This window comes from Pseudonocardia sp., assembly GCF_050250275.1.
In the GTDB taxonomy this organism is placed as follows: domain Bacteria; phylum Actinomycetota; class Actinomycetes; order Mycobacteriales; family Pseudonocardiaceae; genus Pseudonocardia.
Genome location: NZ_JBFWOY010000020.1, coordinates 94102 through 106418, shown reverse-complemented (window position 1 = coordinate 106418; position 12317 = coordinate 94102). Strand labels below are relative to the sequence as shown.

Below are 12317 nucleotides of genomic sequence, written 5' to 3'. Positions count from 1 at the left end.
GCATGCTGGTCGTCCGCTTCCGGCTCGCCGACGACGCCGCCGCCGAGCTCACCGGCCTGCGCGCGCGGCTCGTCGTCGGCGGGCTACCGGTGCCGCCCGGACGGCCCGCGGTCACCGTCGCCGCCGCTCAGGCCGTCCCCTCCGGCACCCGGACCGCACTCGCCACCGCCGTCCGCGTCCTCGCCCTGCCTACGCTGTGGCTCACGAACCTCGCCGCCGTCGCCGGGCGGGACGAGGAGCTCGTGCTGGGCGCCGTGGTCGACACCGAGCTGTTGGCCGTCCACGACGCTGTGCACGACGTGCTGGCCGGGAAGGTCCGTGGGCCCGTCGCGACCTACCTGCCCGGGTCCTGGGTGCCCCACTGCGTGCTGGCCACCCGTGACCCCGCCGCCGCCTTCACGGCCCTGCACCCGCTGCGCCCCGTCCGCGCCGCGGTCACGGGCCTGGAGCTGGCCGACACCCGGACCGGCGAGACCACCCCCCTCTGACGCGCTCGGCCCCTCGGCCCCCGGCCCCGGGCCCCGAATTGCAGGAAGCAGGGCGGCGGGGCGGGGCGGGCGGCAGGGGGCAGGGCGGGGCGGCGGGGGCGGGCGCCGGTCAGAGCGGAGCCGTCGTGGCCAGGAAGCCCTCGACGGCGATTCGGAAGGCCTCCTCCGAGGCGTGGACGAGGTGGCCGGTACCCGGCAGGGTGACGAGCCGGGCGTACGGGCCGAACCTGTTGCGGCGCAGGGCGTCGATCATCTGCTCGGGCTGGCCGCGGGGCACGATGCCGTCGGCGGCGCAGACCATCAGCACCGGGGCGCGGACCCCGCCGAGGACGTCCCAGTAGGAGCGGCGCGCCCACTCCGCGGCGATCTCCACGGCGTTGTCGACGCGGCAGAGCAGGTGGTAGCCGTCGGCGCGTTCCTCGACGCACTCGGCCATGTAGTCACCGAACTCCGGCCGCGGGTGGCCGAAGGTGGCGCGCACCTCGGCCAACGAGGCGAAGGGCTGCGGGACGGCGCCGAACCAGGCGCGGGCGTCGGCGACAGCGGTGTCGGACACCCCGGTGAGGTCGACGGCCATGTCCTCGACGACGACGGCCGCCACCAGTTCGGGGCGGCTCGCGGCGAGCGCGAGGGCGTGCAGGCCACCCATGGAGTGGCCGACGACGACGGCGGGTCCGGCGCCGAGCTGCTCGATCACCTCGGCAGCGTCGGCGGCGAGGCGTTCGGTGGTCCACGGGCCGGTGGCCTGGGAGCGGCCGTGGCCGCGGGCGTCGAGCCCGATGACGCGCCCCCTGCCGGTGAGTCGGCGCGCGACCGGCCACCACGTCGTCGCCCGGCCCATGAGCCCGTGCAGCAGCAGGATCGGGGTGCCGCGCCCGCCGAACTCGACGACGGCGAGGTACGCACCGTCGGAGGTCCGAACCGAACGACGCACCCGCGCAAACTAACCTGAAGTCCATGACCGTCGTGAAGATCAACGCGATCGAGGTACCCGAGGGATCCGGCCCGGAACTGGAGAAGCGGTTCGCGCAGCGCAAGCACGCCGTCGACAACCAGCCGGGCTTCGTCTCCTTCGAGCTGATGCGGCCGGTGTCGGGCGACAACCGCTACTTCGTGGTGACGAAGTGGGAGTCCGACGAGGCGTTCCAGGCGTGGCGCAACGGCCCGGCGATGCAGGCGCACGGTGGTAACGCGCAGGCGCCGACGGCGTCGGGGCAGCCGGTGTCGACAGGCGCGTCGCTGCTGGAGTTCGAGGTCGTCGACCTGGACGCGGGCTGAGTCCCGACCTCCAGCGGGCCGCCGAGCTCCTCCGCGGCGCCGGCGCGTTGCTCGTCTGCGCCGGCGCCGGGATGGGCGTCGACTCCGGGCTCCCCGACTTCCGGGGGCCCGAGGGTTTCTGGCGCGCGTACCCGCCGTACCGGGCGCTGGGGCTGAGCTTCGAGGAGCTGGCCGACCTGGTCCACTTCGCCGACGACCCTGCGCTCGCGTGGGGCTTCTACGGACACCGGCTGTCCCTCTACCGGGCGACGGCGCCGCACCGGGGATTCGCCGTGCTGCGACGCTGGGCTGACCGGGTACCGACGCGGGTGTTCACCTCCAACGTCGACGGCCAGTTCCAGCGGGCCGGGTTCGATGCGGAGTCGGTCGCGGAGTGCCACGGGTCCATCCACCATCTGCAGTGCCTGGTGGGGTGCGGGCAACCGGTGTGGCCCGCCGACGGCGTCGAGGTGGAGGTCGACCCGGCGACGATGCGGGCGACCGGCCGGCTGCCGAGCTGTGCGAGCTGCGGCGGGCCGGCGCGGCCGAACATCCTGATGTTCGCGGACCGGTCGTGGGACGGGTCGTTCGCGGGGCCGCGGCTGGCCGCGCACGCGGCGTGGACACGGGCGCACCGCCGGCAGCTGGTCGTCGTCGAGATCGGCGCGGGTACCGCGGTGCCGACGGTGCGCAGGCAGGCGGAGCTGGCGTCGGCGGCGACGGGTGCGCTGGTCAGGATCAACGTGCGCGAGCCGGATGTCCGCCACGGCCGTGGCGTCGGCCTCGCGCTGCCGGCCGTCGAGGCACTCGAGGCGCTCGCCCCGTGAGTGGCGGTAGCCGCCACGGCCACCGTCGCCACGCACCGGATCAGTCGGGGATCGACCTGCTGTCGGGGACGACGATGCCGAACAGGTCGGCGATCGAGGCCAGGCTGGCGGCCTGGAGCGCCGACGCCGCCACCGCGCCGTCGGGGCCGGGCAGCGAGCGGGTCGCGGTGGCGCCTGCGACGACGGTCGGGGCGAAGCCGAGGCTGAACGCGCCCCGGGCCGTCGAGTTGATGCACATGTGGGTCATGAATCCGGCGAGTACGAGGTCGTGGGCGCCCGCCGCGGTGAGCCGGTCCTGCAGGTCGGTGCCGACGAACGAGTTCGGGGCCCCCTTCACGACGACGGGCTCGTCGCCGCGCGGGGCGACACGGTCGACGATGGCACCGATCTCGGCGCGGATGTCGTAGGGCGTCCCCTCGCCGGCGTCGTGCTGGATGTGGATGACCGGGGTGCCGGCGCTGCGGGCCCGGTCGAGGAGCTCCTCGGCCTGGTCGAGGGCGGCCTCGACGCCCTCGAGCTCCATGACGCCGCGCGTGTAGGTGTTCTGGCAGTCGACCATGATCAGGGTCGAGCCGGCGAGGCTCGGCGGGGTGGCGGGCATCCCGGTGAGTTCGCGCAGGGTCGTCGAGGGCACGGGCCCACACTCCTTCGGATGGGTACGAGAACGACACACTAGGCCGGACCATCGTGCGACGGCCCGGCCCCTGTGTCACGGGTTCACCTCACACCCCGTTGGCGGTTGCCGGCTCCTCGCCGGTGAGGAGCCGGGAGCGGCTGAGGAACCGGACACCTTTCCGGCGCCTCGACCGGGGACCCGCCGCCCCCGCCCCCTCACGACGTCGACCGTGAGGTGCGTGTGCTTCCGGTGCTGGAACCGCAACTTCGACGTGCGGATATACCGTAGTTGCGTGCCCTGTCTCATGTTTGCTTCGCAGTTGCGGAGCGCGATCAGGGTTGCCTGACCTGTCCTGACGGACGACGATGAGGGTGGCGTCCGCCACCGTCGACGCAGCCGCGGGGAGCCATCGACGACATGACGACAGATCCGGTCGAGAGGGCCATGGTTCTGGCCCGGACCTACGACGCCGTGACGAGCGGGGAGCGGGCGTCCGTGGCGCCGCGCAACCTCGGGTCGGAGCCCTGGGCGCGCTCGTCGGACCCACACGTCGGCCCGGACCGGGGCGCCGCGACCCGTTGCCCCGAACAGACCGAGATCGCCGACATCCGGGGCGCCCACCCGCTCGCGCCGGCCATGACGGTGCTGCGGGAGACGTTGCTGGGCATCGCCGACGAGGCCCGGCACAGGATGATCGTGACCGATGCGCACGGGCACGTCCTGTGGCGCGACAGCAGCCATGACGTGCTGCGACGCGGCGACCGGGCCGGCACCGCGCCGGCTGCCGGCTCGCCCGTCACGATCCACTCGGCCGAGCACCTCGTCCGCGGGCGCCACTGTTGGACGCGCGCCGCGGCACCCATCCACGACCCGGAGGACGGCCGGCTGATCGGGGTCGTCGACGTCACCGGGCCCAACGCCTCGCTCCACCCGGCGACGCTCGCGCTCGTCGTCGCGGCCGCCCGGCTCGCGGAGAACCAGCTGGCGACGCTCGCCGCCGTGCGCGACGAGCGGATGCGCGCCCGCAACCTCGGGCACCTCACCCGGCTGCGCGACGAGCCCGGCGCACTGCTCACCCCTCAGGGGAGGGTGCTCGCCGCCCATCCCGCCGGCTGGCTACCCGACAGGGTGGACCTCCCCGACCTTCCGGGTGGGTCGCTGTCGCTGGGCGAGCAGGGCGAGGTCGTGCTCGAGCCGCTGGCGGAGGGCTGGCTGCTGCGGTTGCGCCGGCCCGGCCGTCGAGTGCTCCCGGCGCTGGGGCTGCCTTCCTGGGCGCCGACCGCCCCAGCGCGTCGTCCGGCGACCGCCGCATCCGGCTCACCCGGCGCCACGCCGAGCTGCTGACGTTGCTCGCCCTGCACCCCGCCGGCCGCTCCGCGGACCAGCTGGCCGCCGACCTGCACGGCGACGCCGACAAGGCCGTGACCGTGCGGGCGGAGATGGACCGGCTGCGGCTCGCCCTCGACGCCGGCGTCGTCCGCACCCGGCCCTACCGGCTGCAGGCACGCGTCGACGCCGACTTCCTCCACGTCCGTGACGCGCTCGCCGCGGGTCAGCTGCGCCGGGCCGTCGAGCTGTACCGGGGGCCGCTGCTGCCGTCCTCGGAGGCGCCGGGGGTACTCGACGAACGCGAGCAGCTCGCCGCAGCCGTCCGGCACGCGGTGCTCGACAGCGGCGACGTCGAGGCGCTGTGGATGTTCTCGACGACGCCGGAGGGCGCCGCCGATCCCGAGGTCGCCCGCCGGCTGCTCGCCGGCCTGCGCGCAGCCGACCCGCGCCGGGCCGTGCTGCGGGCCCGGCTGGACAACTGCCTCTGACACGGACGAAGCCGGCCCGGACCCGAGGGTCCGGACCGGCTTCCCGGTCAGCCGATCAGACGGAGATCAGTCGTCCGTCTTCGCCATGTCGACGGGCGGGGCGTCGGGAACGAGCGCCGCCGAACGCGCCTCACCGCGGAAGGTGAAGTGCGCCTTGTCGTCGGCCGCGCGCGAACCTTCCGGGGCGTCGGGGTCGAGACCCTCGACGTCCACGACCACGATCTGGCCCGCCTCGATCTCGCCGAAGAGGATCTTCTCCGACAGCTGGTCCTCGATCTCGCGCTGGATGGTCCGGCGCAGCGGCCGGGCGCCCAGCACGGGGTCGAAACCACGACGCGCGAGCAGCGACTTGGCGGCGGGAGTGAGCTCGATGCCCATGTCCTTGTTCGCCAGCTGCGCCTCGACGCGCGTGATCATGAGGTCGACCATCGTGATGATCTGCTCTTCGGTGAGCTGGTGGAAGACGATGATGTCGTCGATACGGTTGAGGAACTCCGGCCTGAAGTGCTTCTTCAGCTCGTCGTGGACCTTCGTCTTCATCCGCTCGTAGTTCGACGCCTCGTCGTTGCTCTGCGCGAAGCCGAGCCCGACCGCCTTCGAGATGTCCTGGGTACCCAGGTTCGAGGTGAAGATGATGACGGTGTTCTTGAAGTCCACCGTCCGGCCCTGGCCGTCGGTCAGGCGACCGTCCTCCAGCACCTGCAGGAGGGTGTTGTAGACCTCCTGGTGGGCCTTCTCGATCTCGTCGAACAGCACGACCGAGAACGGCTTGCGCCGGACCTTCTCGGTGAGCTGGCCACCCTCCTCGTAGCCCACGTACCCGGGAGGGGCACCGAAGAGCCGCGAGGCGGTGTAGCGGTCGTGGAACTCACCCATGTCGATCTGGATGAGCGCGTCGTCCTCGCCGAACAGGAAGTTCGCCAGCGCCTTGGACAGCTCCGTCTTACCGACACCGGACGGGCCGGCGAAGATGAACGAGCCCGAGGGGCGCTTCGGGTCCTTCAGGCCGGCCCGCGTACGGCGGATGGCCTGCGAGACCGACTTGACGGCCTCCTCCTGGCCGATGATCCGCTTGTGCAGCTCGTCCTCCATGCGGAGCAGACGGGTCGTCTCCTCCTCGGTGAGCTTGAACACGGGGATACCGGTCCAGTTGGCGAGGACCTCGGCGATCTGCTCGTCGTCGACCTCGGCGACGACGTCGAGGTCGCCCGACTTCCACTGCTTCTCCCGCTCGCCCTTCTGGCCGAGCAGCTGCTTCTCGGTGTCGCGCAGCGACGCGGCACGCTCGAAGTCCTGCGCGTCGATCGCCGACTCCTTGTCGCGACGCACGCCGGCGATCTTCTCGTCGAACTCGCGCAGGTCCGGCGGCGCCGTCATCCGACGGATGCGCATCCGGGCCCCGGCCTCGTCGATCAGGTCGATCGCCTTGTCCGGGAGGAAGCGGTCGGAGATGTAGCGGTCGGCCAGCGTGGCCGCGGCGACGAGCGCCGGGTCGGTGATGGTGACCCGGTGGTGCGACTCGTAGCGGTCGCGCAGACCCTTGAGGATCTCGATGGTGTGCGTGACGCTCGGCTCGCCCACCTGGATCGGCTGGAAACGACGCTCCAGCGCGGGGTCCTTCTCGACGTACTTGCGGTACTCGTCGAGCGTGGTGGCACCGATCGTCTGCAGCTCGCCGCGGGCCAGCATCGGCTTGAGGATGCTCGCCGCGTCGATCGCGCCCTCGGCGGCACCCGCCCCGACGAGGGTGTGGATCTCGTCGATGAACAGGATGATGTCGCCGCGCGTGCGGATCTCCTTGAGCACCTTCTTGAGGCGCTCCTCGAAGTCACCGCGGTACCGGGAGCCCGCGACCAGGGAGCCCAGGTCGAGGGTGTAGAGCTGCTTGTCCTTGAGCGTCTCGGGCACCTCGCCCTTGACGATGCCCTGGGCCAGGCCCTCGACGACGGCGGTCTTGCCGACGCCGGGCTCGCCGATCAGGACGGGGTTGTTCTTGGTCCTCCGGGAGAGGACCTGCATGACCCGCTCGATCTCCTTCTCCCGGCCGATGACCGGGTCCAGCTTGCCCTCACGGGCCTGCTGGGTGAGGTTGCGACCGAACTGGTCGAGCACGAGGGAGGACGACGGTGTGCCCTCGCCGCGGCCTGCGGAGGCCTCGGCGGGCTCCTTGCCCTGGTAGCCGGACAGCAGCTGGAGAACCTGCTGACGGACCCGGTTGAGGTCGGCCCCCAGCTTGACCAGCACCTGCGCCGCGACGCCCTCGCCCTCGCGGATCAGGCCGAGCAGGATGTGCTCGGTGCCGATGTAGTTGTGGCCGAGCTGGAGCGCCTCGCGGAGCGAGAGCTCCAGGACCTTCTTCGCCCGGGGCGTGAACGGGATGTGTCCCGACGGTGCCTGCTGCCCCTGGCCGATGATCTCCTCGACCTGCTGACGGACACCCTCCAGGGCGATCCCGAGCGACTCGAGCGCCTTGGCGGCGACACCCTCACCCTCGTGGATCAGGCCAAGGAGGATGTGCTCGGTCCCGATGTAGTTGTGGTTGAGCATCCTGGCCTCTTCCTGCGCCAGGACGACAACACGCCTTGCTCTGTCGGTGAACCTCTCGAACATTCGCACTCCTTGCCTGCTGCGTCCACACATGCGGCACGTCCAGCATCCCTGTGACGCTGCGCCGCGGACGCCCCATACCACTGTATCGGTCCGACCGGCCCCACCGCCTCCGTCCGCCGCGATGTGGGTCCGGTCCACACAACATCCGTCGACGCTGTCCGGATTCCCGGCGACGGGGCGAACCCTGTGGTCAGCGCCCCTGCACCGCGGATTCCTCGGCGGCGCGCTCCTCCGCCTTGGCGATGCGGAAGCCCTCTTCGTCACGGCCACGGCGCCAGTAGCCCGACACGGAGAGCGCGTCGCGGGGCACCGAACGCTCGCCGAGCAGGTGTCTGCGGAGCGCCTTGACCGCGCCGGCCTCACCGTGGACGAAGGCGTGGACCGCGCCGTCGGGGAAGCGCAGGGCGGCCACGGCGCCGAGGAGCTGGGCGGCCGCGGCCTGGCCCGGGTCGTCACCGGCGGGCAGGTCGGCGCGGTGCAGCCAGGTGACGGTCAGGTCGGCGTAGCTGCGCAGGTCCTGATGGTCGTCGGCGGTGTCGACCTGGAGGACCGCCAGGGCCGTCGCTCCGCGCGGGAGCCGCTCCGCGGCCGCGCCGATGGCGGGCAGCGCGGCGTCGTCGCCGACGAACAGGTGCCAGCCGGCGGCGGGGTTCGGCGCGTAAGCGCCGCCGGGGCCGAGCAGGCGCAGTGTGTCGCCGGGGCGGGCGGCGGCGGCCCACGGCCCGGCGAGGCCGCTGTCGCCGTGGTGGACGAAGTCGATCGTCAGCTCGCCTGTCGTGTGGTCGAGGGCACGGACGGTGTAGGTCCGTGTGCGGGGCCACTGGTCGCGCGGGAGGTCGCGGCGGATCGCCTCGATGTCGAACGGCTCGGGGTAGTCGACGCCGGGTGGCGGGAAGACGATCTTGACGTAACGGTCCGTGTGGTCGGTGTCCGGGAACTGCGCGAGTCCCGGTCCGCCCGCGACCACACGGATCATGTGCGGGCCGATCCTCTCGGTCCGCAGTACCTCGAGGCTCGTGGCCGAACGGGCCATCGGTCCCTCCCTTGGGTTCGTCGCGGGCGTCGCGCTGCCGACGCGCCCGCCCGGCAGCTACCCAGGCCACCCTAACCGTGACGGAGACGCGGCCGCGGCTCGTCGCGAGGACCTACCCGGAACGCATCCGGAACACTCCCCCGGGAACGCGAGCGGGGCCGATCGAATTCGATCGGCCCCGCTCGTTCCGGCACATTCGGCCGGTTCAGTTCTCCTGGTGATAAGCCTCGAGCACCTCGGCCGGGATGCGGCCGCGGTCCGAGACCTTCATCCCACGCTTCCGGGCCCAATCCCGAATTGCCTGGTTCTGTTCCCGGTCGACGGACTGCCGCCGATTCGCCGGTGCGGAGGCGGCCGCGGCGCGGCGCCGTCCACCGGCGCGCCGGGCCGCCGCGACATAGGACGCCAGTGCGTCCCGCAGCTTTCCGGCATTCGACTCGGACAAGTCGATCTCGTAGGTCCTGCCGTCGATCCCGAACTCGACGGTCTCGTCCGCCGCGTCCCCATCCAGGTCGTCGATCAGTCTGATCTCACGGATCTGCGCCACCGCCGCAGCCTCCATTCTCGCAACGCATTGAGTCCCTGCAACTGTGGCGTCGCCACGAAAACGGACTCTATCCGTATTGCAACTGCGGTGTCGAGCCGAGTCACCCCGCGCCGGAACGAAATGACACGTCCGGCGACGGACGTCACTCCGACCGAACGAGCGGGAAGAGAATTGTCTCCCGAATACCGAGGCCGGTGAGGGTCATCAGGAGCCGGTCGACGCCCATGCCCATGCCACCGGTCGGCGGCATGCCGTACTCCATGGCCCGCAGGAAGTCCTCGTCGAGCTGCATGGCCTCGGGATCACCCGCGGCGGCCAGCAACGACTGCCGGTACAGCCGCTCCCGCTGTTCCACGGGATCGACGAGTTCGGAGTACGCCGTCGCGAGCTCGGTTCCGAAAACGATGAGGTCCCACGCCTCCGCGAGTCGCGGATCGTCTCGGTGCTGCCGGGTGAGCGGCCTGACCTCCACCGGGTAGTCACGGACGAACGTGGGCTCCACCAGGGTGTGCTCCACGAGCTTCTCGAACAGTTCCAGGACGATCTCGCCGGCCGACCAGGAATCCTTCAGCTCGACATCGTGATCGGCCGCGATCTTACGCAGCGTTTCGGCGGAGGTGTCGATCGTCACCTCTTCGCCCACCACCTCGGCCACGGAGGCATGAAGTGTGACACTGCGCCACGGACGGCCGAGATCGTGTTCGGTTCCGTCGGCGCGCGTGACGACCGTGGAACCGAAGACGGCCCGCGTGCTTTCGAGGATGAGGTCCCGAACGAGCTCTGCCATGTCGTCATAGGTCGCATAGGCCTGGTATGCCTCGAGCATCGCGAACTCCGGGGAGTGAGTGGAGTCGATCCCCTCGTTGCGGAAAACACGATTCAGCTCGAAGACCCGCTCGATCCCGCCGACCACCGCGCGCTTCAGGAACAGCTCGGGCGCGATCCGCAGGTACAGATCCTGGCTGAGCGCATTCGAGCGCGTGACGAACGGCCGGGCCGTGGCGCCGCCGTGCAGCACCTGCAGCATCGGCGTCTCGACCTCGATGTAGCCGCGCTCCTCGAACACGCGGCGCAGTGTGCGCAGGACAGTGGACCGCGCCCGCACCATCTCGCGCGCCTTGGGCCGCACGATGAGGTCGACGTAGCGCTGCCGGACCCGCGTCTCCTCCGACAGCTCGCGGTGGGCCACCGGGAGCGGGCGGACGGCCTTGGCCAGCATCCGCCACGACGTCGCCGACACCGACAGCTCGCCACGGCGGCTGGTGATGACCTCGCCCTCGACGAGGACTATGTCGCCCAGGTCGACGACGGCCTTCCAGCTCGCGAGCGCGTCGTCGCCGACGGCAGCCAGGCTGAGCATGGCCTGCAGCTCGGTACCGTCGCCCTCGCGTAGCGTCGCGAAGCACAGCTTTCCGGTGTTGCGCAGGAACATCACCCGGCCGGCGACGGCGACGCGGTCGCCCGTCGACGTGTCCGGGGGGAGGTCGGGGTGGGCGTCGCGGATCTCCCGCAGCGTGTGCGTGCGGCCTGCCTCGACGGGATAGGGGTCGATGCCCTGTTCGAGCAGTTCCGCCCGCTTGGCCCGGCGCACCCGGAGCTGCTCGGGGAGGTCGGCGTCGGAGGGCGTGGAGTGCTCGTCGGTCACGCCGAGCAAGGTTAGCCACGTGCCCGCGGCGTCCCGTCATCGGTGCACGTACCGGCGGCCGTCGCCGAGAATCCGCACGCAACCTCACCGCTGTTCCCGGGCCGCCGGACGACCGTGAGGTTGCGCGCGGGGGTCGGCTCGCAACCCTGCTGCTGCCCCCGGGCCGCCGGACGACCGTGAGGTTGCGCGCGGAGGGTGCTACCGCGTCGCGGCGCCCGCCGCCGCGTGGACGTTGCGCAGGTAGGTCAGCCGCAGCCCCAGCAGCGTGAGGTCGGGGACGAACGCGGTGATCGTGCGCGACACCCCGTCCATCAGCGGGGCCAGCCCGCCCGTGGCCAGGACCGTGACCGGGCCGGCCTTGGGGCCCATCTCGGCGACGATGGCGTCGACCAGGCCGTCGACCTGACCGGCGAACCCGAAGATCACCCCGGACTGCAGGCACTCGACGGTGTTCTTGCCGATCACCGAGCGCGGCCGCACCAGCTCGACGGTCCGCAGCGCCGCGGCCCGGGTCGCCAACGCCTCCATCGAGATCTCGATCCCCGGGGCCAGCGCGCCACCCAGGAACTCACCGCGCGCGGAGACGACATCGATGTTGGTCGAGGTCCCGAAGTCGACGACGACGCACGCCGTCCCGAAGATGCGGTGGGCGGCGAGCGTGTTGACGACGCGGTCGGCACCCACCTCACGCGGGTTGTCGACGAGCAGCGGCACTCCGGTGCGCACGCCGGGGCCGACGACGACCGTCGGCATCCGTGCGGCGCGGCGGTCCAGCATGAGGCGCAGCTCGCGCAGCAGCGACGGGACCGTCGACAGGGCTGCGATCCCGGTGACCTCGGTGGCCCACTCGCCGAGCAGGCCGTTGATCGCGACCTCCAGCTCGTCGGCGGTCATCCGGGCGTCGGTACGCATCCGCCAGTCGCGCACGAGCGCGGGCCGCGGATCGGGCTCCGCCCCGTCCTCGGCGACCTCGGCGGCGGGGGTGTCCCGGTAGAGACCCAGCGCGATCTGGGTGTTGCCGACGTCGATGCAGAGCAGCACCGCCGTCAGGCCGGTCGCAGCCGGGTGACCGAGCCCGACGTCAGACCCGATCCAGCGGGGGCGTGCCCGGGGTCGTCGCCGACCTCGACGACGCGGTTGCCGGCGTCGACGAACACGACCCGCGGGTCGTAGGCGGCGAGCTCGACCTCGTCGAACTGCCCGTAGGAGATGAGGATGACGAGGTCGCCCGGGTGGACGAGGTGTGCGGCGGCACCGTTGATACCGATGACGCCGGAGCCGCGCTCGCCGGGGATGACGTAGGTCTCCAGCCGGGCGCCGTTGGTGATGTCGACGATCGCGACCTGCTCGCCCTCGAGCAGGTCCGCGGCCTCCATGAGGTCGAGGTCGACGGTGACCGAGCCGACGTAGTGCAGGTCGGCCTGGGTGACCGTCGCACGGTGGATCTTGGACTTCATCATCGTGCGGAACACGGTGG

The 12317-nt window shown here is 71.8% G+C and carries 13 protein-coding genes; 5 read left to right on the top strand and 8 right to left on the bottom strand.

From position 1 onward, the window contains the following. The first annotated feature begins 2 nt into the window (after nucleotides 1-2). Nucleotides 3-488, top strand: a complete 486-nt coding sequence (locus AB7F12_RS18965; RefSeq protein WP_428501108.1) for a 2'-5' RNA ligase family protein — start codon at nucleotides 3-5, stop codon at nucleotides 486-488. A gap of 109 nt (nucleotides 489-597) precedes the next feature. On the opposite strand, the gene AB7F12_RS18960 is transcribed toward AB7F12_RS18965, so the two are convergent. Further along, the gene (locus tag AB7F12_RS18960; protein ID WP_428501109.1) at nucleotides 598-1422 is read right to left on the bottom strand and encodes an alpha/beta fold hydrolase; all 825 of its coding nucleotides are present in this window, start codon (nucleotides 1420-1422) and stop codon (nucleotides 598-600) included. Nucleotides 1423-1445: 23 nt separating this feature from the next. On the opposite strand from AB7F12_RS18960, the gene AB7F12_RS18955 reads away from it, so the two are divergent. After that, the gene (locus AB7F12_RS18955; RefSeq protein WP_428501110.1) at nucleotides 1446-1766 is read left to right on the top strand and encodes an antibiotic biosynthesis monooxygenase family protein; all 321 of its coding nucleotides are present in this window, start codon (nucleotides 1446-1448) and stop codon (nucleotides 1764-1766) included. 71 nt (nucleotides 1767-1837) lie between these two features. Next, nucleotides 1838-2572, top strand: coding sequence for an SIR2 family NAD-dependent protein deacylase (locus tag AB7F12_RS18950; RefSeq protein WP_428501111.1), 735 nt, complete (start codon nucleotides 1838-1840; stop codon nucleotides 2570-2572). 40 nt (nucleotides 2573-2612) lie between these two features. On the opposite strand, the gene AB7F12_RS18945 is transcribed toward AB7F12_RS18950, so the two are convergent. After that, nucleotides 2613-3206, bottom strand: a complete 594-nt coding sequence (locus tag AB7F12_RS18945) for a cysteine hydrolase family protein (RefSeq protein ID WP_428501112.1) — start codon at nucleotides 3204-3206, stop codon at nucleotides 2613-2615. A 399-nt stretch (nucleotides 3207-3605) separates the two neighbouring features. Between AB7F12_RS18945 and AB7F12_RS18940 the strand changes: the two genes are divergently transcribed. Then, on the top strand, nucleotides 3606-4532 hold the full coding sequence (locus AB7F12_RS18940; protein WP_428501113.1) for a GAF domain-containing protein: 927 nt from the start codon (nucleotides 3606-3608) through the stop codon (nucleotides 4530-4532). Nucleotides 4533-4534: 2 nt separating this feature from the next. Beyond that, the gene (locus tag AB7F12_RS18935; protein ID WP_428501114.1) at nucleotides 4535-5005 is read left to right on the top strand and encodes a hypothetical protein; all 471 of its coding nucleotides are present in this window, start codon (nucleotides 4535-4537) and stop codon (nucleotides 5003-5005) included. 66 nt (nucleotides 5006-5071) lie between these two features. On the opposite strand, the gene AB7F12_RS18930 is transcribed toward AB7F12_RS18935, so the two are convergent. From AB7F12_RS18930 to panD, 6 genes are all read right to left on the bottom strand, one after another. Continuing rightward, nucleotides 5072-7615: an ATP-dependent Clp protease ATP-binding subunit gene (locus AB7F12_RS18930; protein ID WP_428501115.1), complete on the bottom strand. Its 2544-nt coding sequence runs from the start codon at nucleotides 7613-7615 to the stop codon at nucleotides 5072-5074. A gap of 190 nt (nucleotides 7616-7805) precedes the next feature. After that, nucleotides 7806-8648, bottom strand: coding sequence for a siderophore-interacting protein (locus tag AB7F12_RS18925; protein WP_428499162.1), 843 nt, complete (start codon nucleotides 8646-8648; stop codon nucleotides 7806-7808). A 205-nt stretch (nucleotides 8649-8853) separates the two neighbouring features. Further along, the gene (locus AB7F12_RS18920; protein WP_428499163.1) at nucleotides 8854-9195 is read right to left on the bottom strand and encodes a histone-like nucleoid-structuring protein Lsr2; all 342 of its coding nucleotides are present in this window, start codon (nucleotides 9193-9195) and stop codon (nucleotides 8854-8856) included. 142 nt (nucleotides 9196-9337) lie between these two features. Next, nucleotides 9338-10840: a lysine--tRNA ligase gene (gene lysS, locus AB7F12_RS18915; RefSeq protein ID WP_428499164.1), complete on the bottom strand. Its 1503-nt coding sequence runs from the start codon at nucleotides 10838-10840 to the stop codon at nucleotides 9338-9340. 198 nt (nucleotides 10841-11038) lie between these two features. Then, on the bottom strand, nucleotides 11039-11881 hold the full coding sequence (locus AB7F12_RS18910) for a type III pantothenate kinase (protein ID WP_428499165.1): 843 nt from the start codon (nucleotides 11879-11881) through the stop codon (nucleotides 11039-11041). 5 nt (nucleotides 11882-11886) lie between these two features. Next, on the bottom strand, nucleotides 11887-12312 hold the full coding sequence (gene panD, locus AB7F12_RS18905) for an aspartate 1-decarboxylase (protein ID WP_428499166.1): 426 nt from the start codon (nucleotides 12310-12312) through the stop codon (nucleotides 11887-11889). Nucleotides 12313-12317: the final 5 nt, after the last annotated feature.